16 protein-coding genes are annotated in these 21,207 nt (G+C 63.1%); 14 read left to right on the forward strand and 2 right to left on the reverse strand.

Annotation, left to right across the window (positions count from 1 at the left end):
• From AAG895_RS17865 to AAG895_RS17920, 12 genes are all read left to right on the forward strand, one after another.
• Entirely contained in the window at positions 1-1,260 is a 1,260-nt protein-coding gene (locus AAG895_RS17865; protein ID WP_345793318.1) for a hypothetical protein, read from the forward strand.
• Positions 1,261-1,364: 104 nt separating this feature from the next.
• Positions 1,365-4,481: a DNA-directed RNA polymerase gene (locus AAG895_RS17870; protein ID WP_345793319.1), complete on the forward strand. Its 3,117-nt coding sequence runs from the start codon at positions 1,365-1,367 to the stop codon at positions 4,479-4,481.
• 490 nt (positions 4,482-4,971) lie between these two features.
• Positions 4,972-6,135: a DUF4407 domain-containing protein gene (locus AAG895_RS17875; RefSeq protein ID WP_345793320.1), complete on the forward strand. Its 1,164-nt coding sequence runs from the start codon at positions 4,972-4,974 to the stop codon at positions 6,133-6,135.
• Positions 6,135-6,776 carry a hypothetical protein gene (locus tag AAG895_RS17880; RefSeq protein ID WP_345793321.1) on the forward strand — a complete coding sequence of 214 codons (642 nt, stop codon included), beginning with the start codon at positions 6,135-6,137 and terminating at the stop codon, positions 6,774-6,776. The genes AAG895_RS17875 and AAG895_RS17880 overlap by 1 nt, the downstream gene beginning before the upstream one ends.
• On the forward strand, positions 6,776-7,423 hold the full coding sequence (locus AAG895_RS17885) for a 4Fe-4S cluster-binding domain-containing protein (RefSeq protein WP_345793322.1): 648 nt from the start codon (positions 6,776-6,778) through the stop codon (positions 7,421-7,423). Before AAG895_RS17880 ends, AAG895_RS17885 begins: the two co-directional genes overlap by 1 nt.
• A 1-nt stretch (position 7,424) precedes the next feature.
• Positions 7,425-8,999, forward strand: coding sequence for a hypothetical protein (locus AAG895_RS17890; protein ID WP_345793323.1), 1,575 nt, complete (start codon positions 7,425-7,427; stop codon positions 8,997-8,999).
• A gap of 34 nt (positions 9,000-9,033) precedes the next feature.
• Positions 9,034-10,452, forward strand: coding sequence for a hypothetical protein (locus tag AAG895_RS17895; protein WP_345793324.1), 1,419 nt, complete (start codon positions 9,034-9,036; stop codon positions 10,450-10,452).
• Between the two features lie 109 nt (positions 10,453-10,561).
• Positions 10,562-12,361: an AAA family ATPase gene (locus tag AAG895_RS17900; RefSeq protein ID WP_345793325.1), complete on the forward strand. Its 1,800-nt coding sequence runs from the start codon at positions 10,562-10,564 to the stop codon at positions 12,359-12,361.
• 412 nt (positions 12,362-12,773) lie between these two features.
• Complete coding sequence (locus tag AAG895_RS17905; protein WP_345793326.1) at positions 12,774-13,946, forward strand: DUF4407 domain-containing protein; 1,173 nt, start codon at positions 12,774-12,776, stop codon at positions 13,944-13,946.
• A gap of 191 nt (positions 13,947-14,137) precedes the next feature.
• Positions 14,138-14,512: a hypothetical protein gene (locus AAG895_RS17910; protein WP_345793327.1), complete on the forward strand. Its 375-nt coding sequence runs from the start codon at positions 14,138-14,140 to the stop codon at positions 14,510-14,512.
• Positions 14,513-14,566: 54 nt separating this feature from the next.
• Positions 14,567-15,055, forward strand: a complete 489-nt coding sequence (locus AAG895_RS17915) for a NucA/NucB deoxyribonuclease domain-containing protein (protein WP_345793328.1) — start codon at positions 14,567-14,569, stop codon at positions 15,053-15,055.
• A 108-nt stretch (positions 15,056-15,163) separates the two neighbouring features.
• A complete protein-coding gene (locus AAG895_RS17920) occupies positions 15,164-17,512 on the forward strand; it encodes a type IV secretion system DNA-binding domain-containing protein (RefSeq protein WP_345793329.1) in 2,349 nt (782 codons plus the stop codon).
• A gap of 21 nt (positions 17,513-17,533) precedes the next feature.
• On the opposite strand, the gene AAG895_RS17925 is transcribed toward AAG895_RS17920, so the two are convergent.
• The gene (locus tag AAG895_RS17925) at positions 17,534-19,234 is read right to left on the reverse strand and encodes an IS1634 family transposase (protein ID WP_345791802.1); all 1,701 of its coding nucleotides are present in this window, start codon (positions 19,232-19,234) and stop codon (positions 17,534-17,536) included.
• Between the two features lie 30 nt (positions 19,235-19,264).
• Complete coding sequence (locus AAG895_RS17930) at positions 19,265-19,579, reverse strand: hypothetical protein (protein WP_345793330.1); 315 nt, start codon at positions 19,577-19,579, stop codon at positions 19,265-19,267.
• A gap of 71 nt (positions 19,580-19,650) precedes the next feature.
• Between AAG895_RS17930 and AAG895_RS17935 the strand changes: the two genes are divergently transcribed.
• Positions 19,651-20,148, forward strand: a complete 498-nt coding sequence (locus AAG895_RS17935) for a hypothetical protein (protein ID WP_345793331.1) — start codon at positions 19,651-19,653, stop codon at positions 20,146-20,148.
• 9 nt (positions 20,149-20,157) lie between these two features.
• Complete coding sequence (gene istA / locus AAG895_RS17940; RefSeq protein WP_345795332.1) at positions 20,158-21,198, forward strand: IS21 family transposase; 1,041 nt, start codon at positions 20,158-20,160, stop codon at positions 21,196-21,198.
• Positions 21,199-21,207: the final 9 nt, after the last annotated feature.

Consider the following 21,207-nt stretch of genomic DNA (forward strand, 5'->3'; position numbering starts at 1 on the left):
ATGACAGAGCCCCTGAATCCTGTCGTGTATACCTGCGTCGTTTCGGAATACAACCTGCCGGAGTTCGAGGCCTGTGTGGCACGCCGGCCGACCGACGTGGTGCTGGTGGTCAGCGATGACGCAAGATTCAAACAGGCGGCCAAGCGTCTGGCGAATCAGCTGCGCGAAGCTTTGCCGGGCGCCCGAATCCACAGACCGGATCAGCAAGCTCACTCACTCCGACTTGGCGGCGATGATGTGATCGAGTGTCAGGATTGGGCTCAGCGAGTGCTGAAGCCTTATCTGCTGCAGGACGATCTGCGGGACAAGCACCGCTACCTGAACTTCACCGGGGGCACGAAGGCCATGATCCTCGCCCTCGTATCTGTCGGCGACTGGGAGATACTGGATTACAAGGCCAACGGTCGTCAGGAACTGCAGGCTGTGAGCCTGAAAGCCGATGCTACCGGGACCCTCACCCTCGAGCGAAGCGATCTCATCAAGATCGAGGACGTGATGCCTGCAGCCGTTGCGCGTCTGCATAACGATCACATCGAACCCGTCCGCCTCAATCGGCTTTTCGACAACGCCGCCAGCCTTCCTCTGGCTGAGGCCATCTGGAAGGCGCAACTGCAAAAGGACCCGACTTTGGCCGGCTTGTTCGACCTGCTGGAGTCGGTCTGGAGCAGCGGACGCGACTATGCCAACTACAGATGCGAGCGTGTCGAGGTTCCGCTTCCGACCACGCTGGATCGCTCAGAACTGAAGAGCTGGCTTGATCGATTCTGCAAGCTTCAAGACGGCGCTCTTAGTCTCAAAGACGATCACCTCGAGCTGCCCGGCAACAGGCCAGGTGTGCGCCAGAGGGATTTCGTCGCCTGGGTGAACGCCAACTGGCTGGAGCAACTCTGCGGCCACTGGCTGATTGCGGCGGGCCTGCCAGCCTCCGCCATCGCGCGCAACCTGAAGGTTGGCCCGGATGCCACCCACAGTGGAACACATCGCGAAGCCGATCTGGTGCTCCACAATCGGGGGCAGACACGGCTCATCGAAGTCAAGGCAGGTCTGGCAAAAGGGCACGCTCCAGCAGAGCTGGAGAATCAGGTTTCGAGTTTGACCGAACGCTTCGGGAAGACCCGAAAAGCCCTGTTCGTTTCACCACGCCTGAAGCAGAAAGTGGGCAGCAATCGTTGGGAGAACTTCGAGCTTCGCTGCCAGGCCAACCAGGTCGCCCTGTGTTGCGACCGGTCGTCGCTGCTCAAATTTGCGGGTCTGAGTTGATCAGCCGGAGCCATCCGAGCGTCGTGGCAACCGTCATTCATGGATGATGATGCCACCGTCTCTAGCGCTGGACTTTCAGCAAACCACGGATTCATGAGGAAAGCATGAGCTCACAGATCGCGCGCGAACAAGCCTTGGAGCAGGTCGTCAGCCGTTACCAGAGCATCGACGGAGACCTGAGCGAGTCGGGCTCGCGGATGCTGACCGACGCGCTCTTCCGTGAGGCCGTATTCGGTCACCTGCGAGGTGGTGACAAGCAGGCCCCCGGCGAACTCACGGAAGCGTTGAGGCACTTCGAATCGCGATTGTTGCGCCTGCTCGGCTTCGCCCCGCCGGAGGCCGGGAACGCCCCCCTCGGGGAGCATGCGCCTCTCATCGGGCGGCCAACATTCGTAAAGACGGTATGGCAGAAGTTGGAGCTTGAAGAGCAAGCACCGCTCATTAGCCATCGGGCGCGGTTCCTTTTCTATTCCACCCTCCACTGTCTGATCGAGGCCGTACTTCCCTCCCTCACAAGCGACGACCTGCATACCTTCGAGCCCTCTGCCGATGCACTTGCGGGCGGCGAACCTGAAACAGGACCAGAGACCTCCGAAGAGCTCGAAATGAAGGCGGACGTCGAGCCGGAGCGAGAGAAAGACGGCATCGATTCGAACGCCCCGGAGGAAGAGGATCTCGCGATCGGCGAACATTCGTTGGCCTCCCAACAGTCTGTCTATCACGCAGTATGGGAAACATTCGCCCTGGAGTTCGCCGTCTGCTCGCAGCGTCCCGAAGTGGCGCAGCGAAATCTTCGTGTGCTTCGCGATACCAACCGGCATCACAAAAAACTGTGGCTCACCGAGGAACTTCGAGAGCGCCTGCAGGAGGAAAAAGGCGTCAGTTACGATGACGGGCTGCAGTTTGCTGCGACCGTGACACACCTCGTCATCGAGTGCATGGACGAGCGCTGGTTCACGCTCGCCCAGATGGGGCGCACGAGAACAAAAAAGATCCTGCCCACCCCTGCCTTGCTTCGGCGGGTAAAGAAGCTGAGCGACGACCGACTCGTCCTGCAGCGTAACGCGCCCCTAGTGGAACCTCCCAAGGACTGGGGCGAGTGGGGGATACGGCACGGGGCGTTTCACTGGCGCACCCTGCCCTTCTACAAGTTTCACTGGAAGAACCTGCGGATCCGCGATTTCCTGCAAGCCGTCGACGGCGACGAGGGTTTGAACGCCGCCTTCGCGGCCGCCAACGCACTGCAGCAGACGGCATGGCAGATCAATCTGCGTGTCTGGGCTGTTGTCGAGCAATTCTATGCGATCTCGGGGGTTTCCGTGATTCGGGTCGCCGATGCTGAGCTCTTCCCCAGAGGCTTGGGAACGGTTGCCGATCGAGTACGCATCGGCACCAGCCGGCCAAGCCGAGGCATTGATTCCCTGCAGGATTTGATGCCAGAGGAGTCGAAGCAGGAAGTAAAGCCAAGCCGGGCAACGTTCAGCAAGAAGGATTGGCGGGCGTGGTTGAAGCAATCCTTCTATTCGCGCAGCGGCAGACACGTCAAGGGGCCCGGGGCGAGAGCGGCAACCAGGGTTGCCTTGAGTACCCTTCTCGATGCCATTGGAAAACGCATCTACTTCGCCTATCAAGCGGACTCGCGCGGCCGGCTGTACCCGGTTTCCGGAATACTGAATCCCCAGGGTGACGATCTGAACCGCGCCTTGCTGGAATTCGCCGACGCGAAGCCTCTATCCGGAGATGGCGTGCGCTACCTGGCCATACATGGCAGCCAGCAGATCCAGTCCAGCACGATACTGGACCATTTCGATGACAGGACACGGTCGGCGCCCACGCTCGACCAGCGCGTGAAGTGGATCGAGGCCCATTCTCCCGAGATTCTGGCGAGCGCAAGGGACCCCTTGAGGAATCCGTGGTGGCGGGCTGCGAAGAGCCCGTTCATGTTCCTCGCCTTCTGTTTTGCGTGGGCAGACTATCAGGAGAAAGGGCCGGATGTGCCGCTTCGATTGCCGGTTCATGTCGATGGAACCTGCAACGGTCTGCAGCACATCGCTGCCATCACCCGCGATGAGGAACTTGCCCGCGCAACGTGTGTGCTACCTCTGGACGATCCGCGTGACATCTACTCGGAGGTGGCAGCGGAAGTCCGTCGTCGGATCCTGTTACTTCCATCGCCTGCAATTCGGCGAAAAAACGGAAAGAGCCAGGGTGCGGCAACGGACGGCGCGCTCCAATTCGCAATCGACTTCTTCAGGACACGTCAAGAGCTCATAGACCGTAGCATGGCGAAAGAGGTCGTCATGATCATTCCTTACGGTGCAGGGCTGTCGAACTACCAAGGCGTTATCGGCAAGGCTCTCGTTAGAAGGCTCGCGAGGGAATCGTCGACAGACGAGCCGACACCCGAGGAAGCGTTCTTCGAGTCGATACCCGATCGAGACCAGTGGGCTCCCGTCGAGATGAAGTTCAAGAGCGATGCACATCGTCGCCGTGCCTGTCTTGCCTCATGGCTGACGAAGGTTTGCGCGCGGCACGTCGCCGAGCACTTTTCCGAAGTTCTCGATGTGAAATTTCCTGCGATTCACAACTTCAAGAGAAGGCTTTCGACCAGCATCGAGCCCGTCCTGCGCCAGGGAATTCCCGTGATGTGGGTGGCACCGAGCGGACTACCAGTCCTGCAGGACGCGTTCAAGCTGACGAGGCATGACTTTGATGTGAAGGTGCTCGACCATCGTCTCAGATATGTGCTGAGACACTTGAAGGACGATATCTCGAAGCATGGTCAACGCACGGGAATCCTGCCCAATTTCATTCACAGCGTAGACGCCTCGCACCTGGTCAGGACAGTCAATCTCGCCCGAAGCAGGGGGGTGACGTCAGTCAGCTGCATTCACGACTCATTCGGAACGCACGCATGCGACATGGCTGTCTTGAGCCAGTGTATCCGGGATGCCTTTGTCGACACCCACCCTCCAGGCATCGATCGGCTCGCAGCGTTCGAGGTGTGGTGCGACAACCTGGCGGCTGCAGCGGCCCATTCAGATGGGGAGCAAAGGACGAACGGGTCATCGACGCTCGCGGGGAAGCTGCTCGACCTGGCACAGAAGTGGGGATCGGGTGCGCACGAAGGGACTTTCGCAAAACGGGGGTCGGAAAGCCCGGTTGGTTTCAAGGACGACTGGATCGAACGGGTCAGGGACTCCGAATATTTCTTTACGTGAGCGGATTGCCAACGCGCTCGAGCCATGTGACGACAGCCTGCCAATCGTCAAGCGATCCGTTTCACTGCGCCCGGCTGAGGGTCGCTGATCGGGCGACCGGGTTTTTCCCACCTGTAGCCGGAAGCAAAGGACCGGATGGTTCGGTCCGCCGGCGTTTCCCGGTCCCTCCCCCGCGCGCGTTCGTGCGCCTTCCCCTCGCGAGCAGTCCTGCTCGCGCCTGCAGTGCGCCTCGACCTGTTTCAGGCTCGAGGCCTGCCACTCGTTCCCGTTTCACCTCAAAACTCAACCGCAACACGTAACCGCCACCGCAGCATCCCTCGCTGCTTCTCCCAGACGAGTCCGTCGACCGACGCGCACTCGCTTCTTCTCCTCACGTTGTCCGCCGCCTGCGGCCGCAACGCACGTTGATCGCTTCGCACCTGCCCCGCCACAGACCTGTCGCGCCGCATGCGAGCAGCACTTCATCGTCCCCACCACCGAGGAGAAGAACATGAGCACCGACAGCAAACAGTACAGCGGCATCGAACGCGTCCGCTACGCGCTGGCCAGGTTCATGGCCGTCTGCCCGCACGAGTGGGAACTCATCCAGACCGCCCCCAGGCTCGCCTCCGAGATCGTCTTCCACGCCCTGGCCATCATCTACTGCGCCCTCTTCTTCGCCTGGGCCGTCTTCAACATCGCACTGGGCGCGTTCGGCTATCCCCTGTTCGCGGCCGCCCTGTTCGGCGTCACCGCTGGCACGGCCCTGGCCACCATCGACCGGCACGTGCGCATCCAGACCCGGGGCGCCCCCAACGTCTCGCGCCTGGGCTCCTACGTCGTGCGCATCGGCTCGCTCTTCATCGTCGCCATCAGTGCGTTCCTGATGAGCATGAACACGTTCCACGACGACATCGACCGCGTGCTGGCCAGACAGTCCCAAGCGCAGCGTGCCCAGATCGAGCAGGACGCGCAGTTCCGTCCCGAGCTCGAGGCCGCCCGCCAGGCGGTCAGCCGCACTGCCGCTGCCGCCGCTCGCGCCGATCAGTTGCAGGCCGCGATCGCCCAGATGGTCGCCGAACAAGCGCAGGAGTGGGCCAACGAGCGCAACGAGTGCGAAGGCAACGTCACCGGAAATGTTGCCCGTGTACGCGGCTGCGGGACCAAGGCCGGCGGTCACCGGGTCAACGCCGAGCGCCTCGGGCGCCAGATCGATGCGGCCCGCCAAGAGCTCGCGCAGCTCGGTGACGTCGAGACCCGCAGCGCCGACGCCCGCGCCCGCCTGAGCGCGATCAACACCCGGATCGACGCCGAGGTCCGCCGCATCATCGGCGGACACTTCAAGCGCGTGGAGGCCCTGCTGCAGATGACCTTCTCCGAACCGGCCGCACAACTCACCGTCGGGTTCTGGCTGCTCGTCGGCATGCTCCCCGAAATGATGATGTGGATCGCACTGAACCGCTCGGCAAACGACGAAACCTTCGCTCTCGTACGTCGCGTCCAGGACCGCGCACTCGCCGCCCAAATGGCGCGATACAGTGAACAACTGCGCGATGTGAGTGCTGAGGGGCTGAAACCGCTCGAGGTCCGCCTTGCCGCCGTGCCCGCACCTCGCACTCGCGACACCGCACGCGTCAGCAACGAACAACCGTCGCAGAAGGAGCTTGCTTCGTGATGCCAGATGCCATCAGGACACAGGATGCACCAGCCATCGAACGGTTGCTCCAGAACACACATCGGGCTTACTTTCGGGTCCGGCAAGAGCGCGACGCGCTTGCAAGAAGCGGCATTTCTCGCAGCCACCTCCCTGATGACCCCGCGTTAATGGCGTTCGCGCTTCTGAACGACCATGACCGCAATCGGGTTGTCGCCGAGGTTCTGCCCGTCTGGCATCAGCTGCTCGCGAAAGGGCTCGCCAGTGGCGCGCTTGCAGAGACGCCAACCTGCACACTCCGCCTGCTGGCTCATGTCCTGCCGCTGATCGAGGAGGTGGAAAGCATCTGGAGTCGCCTAGAGAGCGCGGGCGATGCACCCGAAGCGCCAAGGAAACTGCTCCGCTGCCCAACCCGGGCTGCAGGCTTGTGGGGGCAACCCATAAGCCTGCATTTCGCCGCCGGGGATTGTGCCTATTTGATGATCGCCCCCGACGAGGTGTTCGGCCGCCAGCCAACCCTGCTCCCAGGGGAGGCCTCGGGACACCTTGCTGGATCGGTCGTTTTTCCGTGCGAATCAGGCTCGGTCCGGTTCACCCTGCTTACGCGTGGTGGCGAGGTGTACCAGCACGTCTTCCATTGCAGCGTGAAGGAGCTGGAGTGATGCTCATCAACATCAGCCAGCTGACATTCGGGCTTGCCCGTGGCGTCCTGGGGGCGACTCCGCACCGAATGGGGGTCTGGGTGCAGGGCTGCTCCCTTCCAAAGTGCCCCGGCTGTGCATCCATGCACACCTGGCCGAGGGAAGGCGGCACGCGGATCCGTATTGCGAGCTTGATGGAGCTTGCACATAGGCAGCCAAAAACCCCCTCCGGCCTCACCATCAGCGGCGGAGAACCGACCGACCAGGCCGATGCGGTGACAGCCTTGGCCGAAGCATTCCGGAGTGAGTTTCCTGAAGCCGAGATCGTGCTCTACTCAGGACTGAACTGGCCGACCCTGGCTGCGCGTCATCCGCAGCTCATTGCTGCACTCGACGTTGCTATCACCGGTCCCTTCAGGCAGGAACTCGAGTCGACCCCGCTAAGCGGTTCGCGAAATCAAGACGTCGTGCTACTGAGCAATCTGGCCCGTGATCTCTATCAGGGCTGGGAGCAATGGCCCCAAGGGGTAATCCAGATTGGCTCGGGGCCGGAAGGCGCGATCATCACCGTCGGGGTGCCGGACACAACCCGAATGCGGCGCGCAGCGCGACAATCGGGTTTCGAGCAATGGTCTTGGCACACGAGAAAATCCCGGACGAACGACTGACATGAACATGAAGACGATGCGGATCTGTCCCGAGTGTCGCACGGAATACGAGGGCGAGGACTATTGCCCGCAGGATGGAGCCCGCCTTCTGCCAACAACCGGCGACGAGGGCGGGAAACCCTGCCCCCCGGGACCGGTTGGAGGCGCGACGGATTCGGACGACTCGGTGCGCCCGCGAGACAGTGCATCGGGTAGCGGCTCCGAACCCGCATCTGCGGATCGCGAGGGCCGTCTCGCGAGTTTCATCAGCCGCCTTGGCCTGCGCCCGCGCACGACGGGCGAAGAAACCGAGACGACAAGTCCACCTGCAACGGATGCGTCGTCCGAGGAGGTCTCCCCCCTTCCGGATGATGTTCTCCGGGCGGGCTGGCGCGCTGTCGGGCCGGTCGATAGCACCGAGGCGGCGGATATCTGGCCAGTTCGGAATGAGGTGAAGAGTGGCCAGCTCAACGGCATCTTCTTTCGCTATCGCACGGGGTCCCTCTCCACAGTGTCGGTATACAGACGACTGGAAGTCATGACCGCACGCGAAGCCCCAAGGGTATGGGCTCATGGGACGCTGGACCTCGGAGGGGCACGTGCCGACTATGACCTGATCTCGCCATCGCTCAGCGGTCCGCTACTGAACAAGTGGTTTGCAATGACCGACCCTTCCGAGCAGCGGGCTCTGTCGCTCTTGCCCTCCCTCGCCACGTGGCTCGCAAGCCTCAATCGTGAAGGTCTGCAGCCCATATCGTTCGATCCTGCCCAAATCGTAAGGTCCGATGACGGGCACCTGTCCTTGGTCGCAGCGGGAGCGCTCGCCGAAACCAGCGCGATGGAGTCGCTCAGCCCGTACAGACCGGAGTTTGCCCGAAGCGCGCTCCTGTCTCGGATCTGGGCTGCCCCAGAGGTGCTGTCGCAAACGATCCTTTCGAGGAATGCTGCGGTATTCTCGGCCGGGCAGATCCTTGCCCAAGCAGCGTGGGGCCAGCCATGCACACACGCTGATCTGCAGGCCGGGGCAATTCCATTCGGCTCGATCGCCGACCCCCGACTTGGACGCGTCCTGATGGGCTGCCTGTGGCCCCATCCGGAAGGGCGTTGGTTGCCGAGCGATCTCGAGATCGCGTCACGCTCGACGTCGGCCAATGAGCTTCCTGGTGTGCCGCCATGGGGGTCGCTGGCGCCAGGCGCGTCGAAGGCGGCCTTCAGCCTGGGCGGCGAGTCTTTCTGGCGACTGGAAGACCTGCTGGCGGCGTCCTGCAGGCCCGTACGCTGGGGCGAAGCGACGGCCCGGATCGGGGAGATTCTGGATTGGGCGGAGAGCACCGCGTGGGTCGGGCTTGCCAAGGCGATGAAGGATGCACAGGACCAGGGGCGAAGCCCAGACTGGGTTCTGTTGAGCCTGTCCCAAGCAGTGCGCCCCGACGCGCCCCGGACCTGGCGAGAACTGGACTTGAGCGACCAGGAAGCGGAGCGCTCGCTCATCAGCCTTGCGCAGCGCGCGCTTAAGGGCGATCAGGCAGCGGCACAAACCATGACGGACCTCTTCGAGGCCGACCTGCGCGGCGCGTTCAATTCGCCACCGTCCTGACAACCGATACAGGGCAAAAAAAAGGGAGCGGACCATGTCCACCACGACGGTATCCATGCGTTCAACATCGATAGAAGCCACCCTGGAGGATGTCCGCGAGCGCGAAGCCTCCGCGAGAGCCGCCGCCCGCACGGCTCAACTGAATGAGCGGATCGCTGGACACGAAACGCATCTGCAGGCGGTGATCCGTCGCCTCGATGAAGCCTCGGTCCGGCTGCCCGACCTGAACGCCATTGCTCCCGCTGTTCCGAGCTTTCTCGTGCCTCAAGGAAACGATCCGGATGTGCTGGAGAGGTTCGCGGACCGAATGGCCCAGCAGATCGAGGCGTTTTCGAGCAAGGTCGATGAAGCCATCAAGACGGCCGAGGGCCTACTCGCCCGCCGCAAGGCCAAGGCAGCCGCCTGGCGCACTATCGCGGACCATGAGGAGCAGCTCCGCCTTCAGATGCGCGAGATCATGGCGACGGCAAGCGAGCTGGGCCTATCTCACCGGGCGGGAGCCATCCCCGAACGGCCAGCCGTCGATGACGAACTGGAATCGGTGGAGCGGCACGCCCTGCTGCTCGAGAGGCTGATCCGGGATCTGGCGCAGCAGCAGACTGACCTCGATGCACGACTTGATGCCCGGCGCCGTGCCAGTTCGCTTGCCGGCGGCACGGTCGTGGCCAGTAACGCCGGGGCTGCGCAGGAGCGACACGATGCGAAGTGCAGGAATGAAGCACGACACCGACTGCAGGAGTCTCTGGACATGCACCTTACCGCTGCGGGGCTGAATCTCGCCGACCTGCCCGCATCCACCAGAGGCCTGATCACCCACGCGCTGGCACACTCGCACGAGCAGGACCTTACCGCCCAGGTTAAGCGCTGGGTGTCCAGAGAACAACACAGACGCCGTAGCACCCAGCGCGCAATCGAGCTGATGCAGCGGGCTCCGGAACTGCTCCAGGACAGTCCGGATCTTTCAAGACGCTGGAGCAGCCTGGTCATCAAGTTGCAGCGCATTGCCGAAGGGACCGAGGAAATGAGCCCGAGCATCGAGCGCGAGTTCGATCAGCTCGGCCGGGACGCCCGCCGGAATCTGAAGACCGCACTCGCAAAAGCCGATTGGGTGAAGGCGATGCGCACCCAGGGATTCGAAGTCCTGCAGCGCGATGACGACGGGGGTTTGGTCGTGGTGGATCTGTCGCACCCGGAAGTCTGGCTCGAGGCACAGGAATTCGAATCTCCGGACGGGGGATACGCCACCGAACTGGAGCTCAAGACCGATGCGAGTTCATCGGCCGAGCTGGAAGAAAAGCTCACTACCGATGTCTGCCACCGTCTCGCTCAAGCTGCCGCCCCTGAGCGTACGGGGGATGTGCATACCGAGAGCGAGGTTATCGAGCACGAACGGCGAATCAAACGCGCGCGCCGGCCAGCGGCTGCACGGAATCGATTCGCATCGGAGCTTTGAAGGTGACGTGCCTGTGGGGGCATCTCGACGGGAAGCACCCCATGCCGCACGTCTTCCATATACAGCGCTGCTTGAACTGAGATGCTCCTGACTCAAGAGGATGACGAAGATGGCCGCACAATTCGATGACGCACTTGGGCAGAACATCACTCTGGCAGCACACGTTTCAAGCACCATCGCAGTGGCGGGGCGTCGCCAATTCGACCGTTTTCTGGTACCCGCCCCAGGGGATGGTCTGCGCCTGCAGGGCTTCGAGCGCATATGCCACGAATCGATACAGGCCAAGGCAACGTGGCTCTTCGACCCTTGCAGCGGCGAGATATCCCTAGAGCACGGCCCTGACGAGCTGCTGGAGGAAACGAGCCTGCCCAGACGCATTGGCACTCCGTCGCCAATCAAGTTCGACGAAGCTCTCAGCGCGTTTTCCAAGCTTGGGGCACTGGGTGGTGAAACGAGGTTCGCCCTCGTCATCAATGCAGCCCTCCTCTTCGAAGACCCATCGAATCCACGGGAAGCCGACTTTCAGAGTCTCCAGGCGATCGAGCGCTTTTCCCGCGTTGCTAAACGATCGACGATCCTTTTCCTGCGCACCAGCCAAACTACTGCCATCCCGCATGCGATCCTGGCATCCCCTTCGGTTCGGACCCTTCATATTCCTGCTGCCTCACGCGATGTCCGTTATCGCTATGTGGAGCTACGCGGCAGATTGCTCGCGAAACAGTGCGGAGCGGATATCTCGGCAGTAGCGGAAACACTTGGCAACTCAACGGAGGACTGGACGCTCGACCAGGTCGATGCACTTCTGCATACAGCGATACGCCAAGGGATTGCACGCCTGCACGATCTGGAGGAACTCGGCAGGGCGGTTCGGATCGGTGCGAGCTTCAGCCCTTGGGCTGGTGACAGAATTCGCCATTCGATCGCCTCGGCCCAAGAGGTGCTTGACCGTCGGGTGGCAGGCCAGCCGGCCGCCGTAAATGCAGTTGTGTCGGCCCTGCGCAAGGCGATTACCGGCCTCGCTGCAGCTCACCAGAGTGAAGGATCCGAGGGACCGAGAGCGGTCCTGTTTTTCGCTGGACCGACCGGAACGGGCAAAACAGAGATGGCGAAGGCCATCAGCCAGATCGTATTCGGGCAAGAGCAACTGCTGCGCTTCGACTGTGGTGAGCTCCGTCAAGAACATGCAGTGGCGCGCCTGATCGGTGCCCCGCCGGGCTATGTCGGCTTCGAGCGTGGCGGGGAGCTGACCGAGGGCATCCGTGCAAAACCGAACAGCGTCGTCCTGTTCGACGAAATCGAGAAGGCGCACCGGCGCCTCCTCGATACCCTGCTAGGTGTGCTGGATGACGGTCGTCTGACATCCGGCCAAGGTGAGACCGCCTACTTCGGTCAGGCGATCCTGATCTTCACGTCGAACCTCGGCATGTATGAAGAGATTCAGGATCAGGGCGGGCGGCCCAGTCGGCGAGCCCGGTTCGGCTACGAGACGCCGTTTGCGGAGATTCAGCAGAAAGTGCGGGACGCGATCAGAGACGAGTTCGTTACCGGCCTTGGGCGCCCGGAGTTGCTCGGCCGCTTCGGCGGTGCCGAATCGATCGTTGTGTTCGACTACCTGCGCGACTTGCACAGGGTTTGCCAGAAATTCATTATCAATGTCAGCCGCGCCTGCCGTAGGCTGCACGGGATTGATCTGAGGGTCGACAATTCCGTGATCGAGCTCGTCGTCCAACGGACTCTTTCCCACCCCGATGCATTGCTACTCGGCGGAAGAGGCCTCAAGCCTGAGCTGGACCGATTGTTGACCGACCCGCTGTCGGACTATCTTTTTCAACAACCTGCGGGCGACGTTGAGCGAACGGTCCAGGCCACTATCGACGGGGACGCGATCCGTTTCACTGCGCCCGGCTGAGGGTCGCTGATCGGGCGACCGGGTTTTTCCCACCTGTAGCCGGAAGCAAAGGACCGGATGGTTCGGTCCGCCGGCGTTTCCCGGTCCCTCCCCCGCGCGCGTTCGTGCGCCTTCCCCTCGCGAGCAGTCCTGCTCGCGCCTGCAGTGCGCCTCGACCTGTTTCAGGCTCGAGGCCTGCCACTCGTTCCCGTTTCACCTCAAAACTCAACCGCAACACGTAACCGCCACCGCAGCATCCCTCGCTGCTTCTCCCAGACGAGTCCGTCGACCGACGCGCACTCGCTTCTTCTCCTCACGTTGTCCGCCGCCTGCGGCCGCAACGCACGTTGATCGCTTCGCACCTGCCCCGCCACAGACCTGTCGCGCCGCATGCGAGCAGCACTTCATCGTCCCCACCACCGAGGAGAAGAACATGAGCACCGACAGCAAACAGTACAGCGGCATCGAACGCGTCCGCTACGCGCTGGCCAGGTTCATGGCCGTCTGCCCGCACGAGTGGGAACTCATCCAGACCGCCCCCAGGCTCGCCTCCGAGATCGTCTTCCACGCCCTGGCCATCATCTACTGCGCCCTCTTCTTCGCCTGGGCCGTCTTCAACATCGCACTGGGCGCGTTCGGCTATCCCCTGTTCGCGGCCGCCCTGTTCGGCGTCACCGCTGGCACGGCCCTGGCCACCATCGACCGGCACGTGCGCATCCAGACCCGGGGCGCCCCCAACGTCTCGCGCCTGGGCTCCTACGTCGTGCGCATCGGCTCGCTCTTCATCGTCGCCATCAGTGCGTTCCTGATGAGCATGAACACGTTCCACGACGACATCGACCGCGTGCTGGCCAGACAGTCCCAAGCGCAGCGTGCCCAGATCGAGCAGGACGCGCAGTTCCGTCCCGAGCTCGAGGCCGCCCGCCAGGCGGTCAGCCGCACTGCCGCTGCCGCCGCTCGCGCCGATCAGTTGCAGGCCGCGATCGCCCAGATGGTCGCCGAACAAGCGCAGGAGTGGGCCAACGAGCGCAACGAGTGCGAAGGCAACGTCACCGGAAATGTTGCCCGTGTACGCGGCTGCGGGACCAAGGCCGGCGGTCACCGGGTCAACGCCGAGCGCCTCGGGCGCCAGATCGATGCGGCCCGCCAAGAGCTCGCGCAGCTCGGTGACGTCGAGACCCGCAGCGCCGACGCCCGCGCCCGCCTGAGCGCGATCAACACCCGGATCGACGCCGAGGTCCGCCGCATCATCGGCGGACACTTCAAGCGCGTGGAGGCCCTGCTGCAGATGACCTTCTCCGAACCGGCCGCACAACTCACCGTCGGGTTCTGGCTGCTCGTCGGCATGCTCCCCGAAATGATGATGTGGATCGCACTGAACCGCTCGGCAAACGACGAAACCTTCGCTCTCGTACGTCGCGTCCAGGACCGCGCACTCGCCGCCCAAATGGCGCGATACGCGGAGCAGATCCGCGACCAGATCGCCGAAGAACTCGAGCCGCTCGAGGTCCGTCTGGCCCCGTTGCCGGGCGTCGGCACGCGCTCGACACTCGAACCGGCCCCGGCGAGCAACGAATCCGTCTCCCAGGAAGAGCTCGCTTCTTGACCCTGGCGAAGCGCACGGCACCAACGTAGCTCCTCACGGAGTCCTGCTCGCGCGGGCGCGCGCGACTGGATCGCAGCCCCGCTTGTAGACCGGCGCTGCTGCAGATACCCCCGCCACCAGCTCCGAACCCATGCCATCAGCTTGGCCACAAAACCCGTCGCAACCCAAGTCCGCCGAGTAAAGGAGAAGTCATGAATACGTTCGGAATCGCAGCACTGTTCATGCCGACCGAGGCGGTGCTGCCGCTGCTGGTCCTCGCCGGACTCCTCATCATCGTCGGACTAAGGCGGATGGCTGGCGTGATCATCTCCCTGGTTCTGCTCCTCGCGTTCTCGCCAATGCTGGAACCGGTCTTCGACGGCCTGTTCTCGGTGCTGCCAGTCTGGGCAGCCCCCTTGCTGCTCGTTGCCGCCGTCTTCTCGCTGTTCGGCAAAGCCATGCGCCAGATTGCAGTCCATGTCGCAGGTGATCTCATCAGCAGCCTGGTGAAGACGCTGCTGCTTACACCTGCCGGGCTGGCTCTGCTGATCATCTCTGCAGTCTCGATCTGGATCCTGGTCCTTTGACCGTCCGAGCTTAGCCTGCTTCACCTGTCATTCCCCCACTGTAAGGAGAGCGTCATGAGAACTACCAAGCGTTTGCTCACGGGTGTAATCACCTTCCTGACCGCAACGACGATGCTGGTGGGGACGCCCGGTGAGGCCTGGGGCGGCTCCATCGCTTCAGCGGCCGCACGAGCGGCTGCCAGGCAGATGGCCCGTCAAACGCCGAAACCCACCGATGTCCTGATCAGGCGAAGCAAGCATCCGGCCGCCGCCGCGCACATTGAGCATGCGCAGCGGATGGGACAGCCCACCATCCTGACGATCGATCGTGCGCATGCCCAGCAACAGCGGGCGCAGTCGCTCAAGCACATTCCGCGCAAGCCGGAGACCGCCAAGGGCATGGACCGAGACGAATACCCCTTCGCGATGACCCGCGAGGGCGGCGCCAACGCCAACGTCCGTTACATCGACGCAGGGGACAACCGTGGTGCGGGCAAGAGCCTCGGGCACCAGACCCGCGATCTCCCCGAAGGCGCACGCATCCGCGTCCTCATCGGCGATTAAGCAGGGGGTGAAACCTGGGCATCGGATCAACACGAATGGGCGGAACAAAGGCTGAGGGCACACCTGCAAGGGCGCGCCCGGTATTCACTCGAGAGGGAGGAGAAGATCATGAGCGCACCTGCTGAGCACACTGCCGTTTGCGAATCCCATGTCAAGGCAGCCGAAGCTCTCGCCAACACCTTCCAGCCATCTACGGCGATCTTGACCTTCGAACTCGCGGGTGTCTCAAGCAACGCTGTCGCCGCAGCAGAGGCTCGCCGCACAGGAAACCATTTGATTGCGGGGGGTGAAGCGGCAAGGCAGCGAGCCCTTGGCGCCCTCCTGCACGGTCTCGGCGAGAACGATGGGGTCAGCTTTGTACATGCCATCACCGGCAGCACGACCGGCGCCCCCCGATACACCATGCAGATAGAGTGCCGCTCGAGGATGCCTTCGGAGCCGGAAGCAATACGACGCGTCCTTATGCTCGGGCGGAATCTGGGCATCGCCCTGGCAGCTGGCTTCCCAGAGTTCTCCTTCAAATCCGGAGAACCGATGGTTCTGAATACACCCATGCGTCCAGCATTCCTGATTGCACTCACCCCACATGGTCTTGCAAGCAAACCACGGCACCCCTTGGGCCTCCTCGCTTCCGGACCAACCGGCGAGAGCTCCCAGGTAAGGCTTCCGAGCCCGGCATTGGTCCATCAATCGTTTCTGGAGTGCATCGTTTCCGCCCTGCCCTCTCAGCGGCACGATTGCGAAGTGCGGATTGACTTCCAAGGTCGAATCATCTCCGAATCGGAGCTCGAAAGAGTTGCCGCCGCCACTGAAGAACTACTCGCCTCGCCATCGACAGAGTTGATCACAGGCCGTCAAACACATGTGGCTGGACGTTTGACCTCCGACCAAGCGGGCCAGGCGCAAGACATCCTCTTCCGTTGGATGGCTCACCGTTCAGGTGCGCATCTCGCGCTCAGCATTGCTTCCGAAACGCAACCGCCAGACTCGCTCGCAAGGATCGCCGGGGACGAGATCCTGCAGGGTCGAACCTATTCGATCCAGGAATTACAGCCCGAAATCCACGCGGCGCAGGTCCAGCCTGGCGATCTCGCGTCCTACTTCCCAGCAGGCAGCGCCGTGCCTCCCCTGTTCCCCGATCCTCGGATACTAAAGGTGCTCGGTTTTCCGCCGAGCAGACCCATCGTGCAGTTCGAGTCGTCTGCCGAGGGAATCCTCCTTGGCGAGAGCGCGACGCCCTTTGGAATGAAACAGGTCTGTCTCGCCGAGGACGCGCGCTCACAGCACTGCTACATCGTCGGTGCGACCGGTACCGGTAAGTCCACCCTGATGCTGCAGATGCTGCAGCAGGACATCATGGAAGGTCGCGGTGTTGCTCTGTTCGATCCCCATGGAGACTTATACGCCCAGGCGCTGGAGAGCATTCCAGCAAGCCGTCAAGACGACATCATCGCGCTCGATTTCACTCGGTTCGATGCACTTCCGGGCATTAACCCGCTCGAGCTCTCCGGCCCTCACCCCGAAATGGAGTGCAACATTGCCGTTCGAGACCTTGGCGAGATCTTTCGCCGACTTTACTCCAGCGTCCCGGAATCGCTCGGACCAATGTTTTTCCTGTACATGCGCAATGCCGTCACCCTGGCCATGGAGAACCCTGACGCGCCCGCGACCCTCCTCGACATTCCACAGCTTTTTGCAGACGACATCTTCCGCGAGTTCCTTCTCAACCGTAGCCAGAATAGCGAGCTTCGGCTGTTCTGGCGGGGCATCGCCCATCGCGCGAAGGGAGACCAAGATCTGCGTAACATGGCCCCCTATGTGCTGAATAAGTTCGCCGAGTTCACGGAAAATCCACTCGTGCGCTACGTCATCGGCCAGCAACGCAGCACGATAAACCTCCGCGACGCAATGGACCATAAGAAGATCCTGCTTGTAAATCTGTCCAAAGGTGCGCTGGGCGAATCCGATTCAAAATTCCTCGGCATGTTGCTGACTAGCCGCCTGTTTGCCGCAGCCCTTGGCCGCAATGATGTCGCTCCACAGAATCGAGTTCCCTTCCACCTGTATCTGGATGAATTTCAGAACTTCACTGCGTTTTCATCAATGGAAAGCATCTTTGCGGAAGCGCGCAAATACGGTCTGACATTGACCATCGCACACCAGAATCTTGGCCAACTGGACTCCACGACACTTCAGAGTGTTCTATCGAACTCCGGAACGCAAATCTTCATGAGACTGGGTGCCCACGATGCAGCACGAGTTGCAGAATTTCTCTCTACAGAAATTACATCGAGCGACCTAAACTCCTTGCCCGATCGATTCTGCATCGCACGAATGAGGACGGGAAAGGCCGTCGCACCGGCGGTTGCGTTCCGCACCTATCCACTCGAGCGTGCGGCTCTCGAGGATGGCCGCCCGAGTTCGACAGTTACGCTCGCAAGTGCTTGTTTTTGCTAGATCGCACTTTCAAAAATGCCACTACAACAGCGCCAACTGCTCCGGCGCCGCTGGTTTTTCTATCCCCAATGCATGAAGCACCTCGTTCTGTTCCGTGCTGAGCGTCGACACCCCCGCCACCGGCTCGCCGCCGTTCAGGCGCACGCGGTGATGCTGGATGCGCTGCAGTTGCTCGAGCGCCCGCTCGGGCGTGTAGCCCGCATTGGCCGCCTTCAGGCGACTGCGCATCACCCGGTGAAGGATCAGCGCCATGAAGCAGATCGACGCGTGCGCGCGGATCCGCTCGGGCAGGCGGTGATACACCGGGCCGATCTCGATCTCGGACTTGAGCACCTTGAAACCGCGCTCGATATCGGCGAGCGACTTGTAACGCTGAATCACGCTCTGCGCGGCGAGGCCCTCGGCGTTGGTGACCAGCAGCAGCTTGCCGTCCATCATTTCGGCAAGACGCTTCGCCTTGTCGTCGATGTGGTAGCTGAAGAGCTCCTCGCTCAGATCCACCTTGATGATGCGCGACAGGTGCGCTTCGCTGACCGCGTGGTAGAAGCGCGCCTTGGCGCCGCTGTCCGAGAGCTTGCGCCCTCGGTGCTTCACGCCTTCATCCTGCTCGGTGAGCTTGCCCGACCATTGGTCCGCCTGGCGGATCAGCGCGTCGACACGCTCATTGCGCTGCTCGGTCTTGGTTGCGGCCGTCGCGGGATCGTGCGCGACCACCAACCGAAGGTCGTTCCAGGTGTGCTCCGAGATGACCTCCTGCGTGGCGCCAGCGCACTGCGCTTCGTGGAAGGGTTCGAGCAGCTCGATGAACTCGTTGTAGCGCCGACCGGGCACGGCGACGATGAATTCGAGCGGCTTGCCGCTGGCCAAGCGCACGGCCTTCAGCGCTTCGAGATTGTCCAGGCTGAGCAGCCCCCGGTCGGCCACCAGCACCAGGCGCTGCACCGACGGGAAGCGCTCGAGCACCTGGGTGAGCGTGGGCAGCAGGGTGCGCGTCTCGGCCGTGTTGCCGTCGAACACCTCGTGGTAGATCGGCAGCCCTTCGGCGGTCTGCACCACACCCAGCATGAACTGGCGGGCAATCAGCCCCTCCTTGGCCATGCCGTACTGGCGCACGTCGCCGGCCTGCTGGCTGAGTCCTTCGCTTCGGATCGTCGTGAGGTCGTAGAAGACCACCGAGAGATCCTGATCGATCAGCGGGCGAAGCAGCCCGGCGACCACCGCATCGACCTCGTCCTGATGATCCATCAGCGCATCGAGGCTGCGCAGCAACTGCTGGTGCGTGACCGCCTTCGGCCCGAAGTCGGGCAGCGCCACCGTCTGCACCCAGCGCAGCACGCCGAGTTTGGATTCAGGGTCGCACAGGCGGTTGAGCACCATCAGCCGGATCAGCGCTTCCACGTCCGTGGTGCGGCGCGTACGGCGAAATACCCGCCGCAGCTCCGAGAAGCCCAGCGACTTCCACAGCTCGGTCAGCGCCCACACGTTACCGAGTGCCCGCGCGGACTCGAACGACACCGTGGGCGCCGGCGGCTTGGCGCCCATCGGTTCGCGACCGGTGATCTTCAGCAGGCCGTTGATGACCGCGTCGAGCGACCCATCGACCTGTTCGGCGCGGCCGAGCGTGGCGACGGTGCGCTTCTTCACTCGTCCCGCCTCGTCGCGATAGGACTCGACGAGTTGGACGTAGCGGCGGCCTCCGGAGGTGGTGAGCTTGACGTGCATGCCGCCACTTTAGCGACCTACAAAGTGCCGTCAAGTTTGGCGGTGGCTGTTACAAACGTGCCACCACAGCACTTTTGCGATCATGGCCTTCAAACCCGCGCCGGAACTGGAGTCACTTTCCGAAAAGGCGCGAAAATCGGGGTTAAGTGTCGAACCCTGGTGGCCGGAATTGGATTCCAGCCACGGCGTGTCACTGACCGCCACAATAGAGCCACCGATGATCGGCACAATGGAGCCACCGCGTGATCGGCACATTGAGGCCAGTCCGTGATCGGCATATAGGAGCCAGTCGCGGATCGGCACATAGAGGCCAGCGCCGGATCGGCGTAATGGAGCCACTTCCACTCTGACGGACGTCTCGACCTTGATCGGTCCCTCGCTACCCTGCTGCCTTTTTGTTTGGCAGGAGGTAGGCGGTGGCCCGCAGGAGCATCGAGATGTACGAGTACCGCCAGGCCCTGATGCGCATGCGCCAGGGCGACTCCGAGCGCGAGATCGCGCGCTCGAAACTGATGGGGCGCAGCAAGGCGGCCCGGTTCCGCGAGCTGGCTCGCGCCCAGGGTTGGCTCGATCCCGAGCGGCCCTTGCCCGAGGACGCCGAGATCGCTGCCGCGCTTGGGCAGCCGAAGTTGCCGGTGACGGCCCAGTCCTCGATTGCCGCGTACCGGCCGCTGGTCGAGCGGTGGCTCGCGCAGGGCGTCTCCGGCGTGGTGATCCACACCACGCTCAAGCGTGAGCATGGGTTCAGCGGGCACTACTCGAGCGTGCGCCGGCTGATCGCGCAGATCGGCCGCGAGCAGCCGCCCGAGACGACGGTGCGGCTCACCTTCGCGCCGGGCGAGGCCGCGCAGGTGGACTTCGGCGCCGGCCCCCAGCTGGTCGATCCGGCGACGGGTGAGATCCGCCGCACCTGAGCGTTCGTGATGACGCTCTGTTTCTCGCGTCACCAGTACGTGGAGTTCGTCTGGGACCAGAGCGTGCGCACCTGGCTGGGCTGCCACCGCCGCGCCTTCGAGTGGTTCGGCGCCGTGCCGGCGCGGCTCATCATCGATAACGCCAAGTGCGCGATCACCCGCGCGTGCATGCACGACCCGCAGGTGCAGCGCGCCTACGCCGAGTGCGCCGAGGGCTACGGCTTCCGGATCGACGCCTGCCCGCCGCACGACCCGCAGAAGAAGGGCATCGTCGAGGCCGGCGTCAAATACGTGAAGGGCAACTTCCTGCCCACGCGCAGCTTCCGCGATCTGGCCGATCTGAATGCCCAGGTGCGCGAGTGGGTGCTGAAGGAAGCCGGGCTGCGCATTCACGGCACCACCCGCGTGCGCCCGCTCGACACCTTCGCCCTCGAGCGCAGCACCCTGCTGCCGCTGCCCGAAGTGCCGCCGGACCTGGGCACCTGGCACGCGGTGACGGTGCATCGCGACTGCCACGTCAGCTTCGAGCGTGCGCTGTACTCGGTGCCGTTCGCGCTGGTGGGCAAGGCGCTGTGGTTGCGGGCCACCGACGCCGTGGTCACCGTCTATCACGACTTCAAGCCCGTCGCCACGCATGCCCGCGCACGACGTCCCGGCGAGCGTCGCACCGTCTCCGATCATCTGCCACCGGCCGCCCAGCGCTTCTTCGCGCACGACCGCAGCTGGTGTCTGCAGCAGGCCCGCGAGATCGGAGACGCGTGCGCGCAGCTGATCGGGCAACTGCTCTCAGACCGCATCAGCGAGCGCCTGCGGGCCGCCCAGGGCGTTCTCGCGCTCAAGGCCCAGTACGGCGCCGCACGCCTCGAGGCGGCCTGTGAGCGGGCCATCGCCCACGACAGCCCGCACTACCGCACCGTCAAGACCATCCTTGCCGGCGGTCACGACCTCGTGCCGGTGAGCACGATCACCCCCGAGCCCTATGCCGGCCGTGCCCGCTTCGCGCGCGCCACCGCGTCGCTGTTCGAAGACGACGGCCCCACGTTTCACTGACCCGGGCGC

Origin of the sequence: Thauera sp. JM12B12 (assembly GCF_039614725.1) — a bacterium.
Taxonomy (GTDB): Bacteria; Pseudomonadota; Gammaproteobacteria; order Burkholderiales; family Rhodocyclaceae; genus Thauera.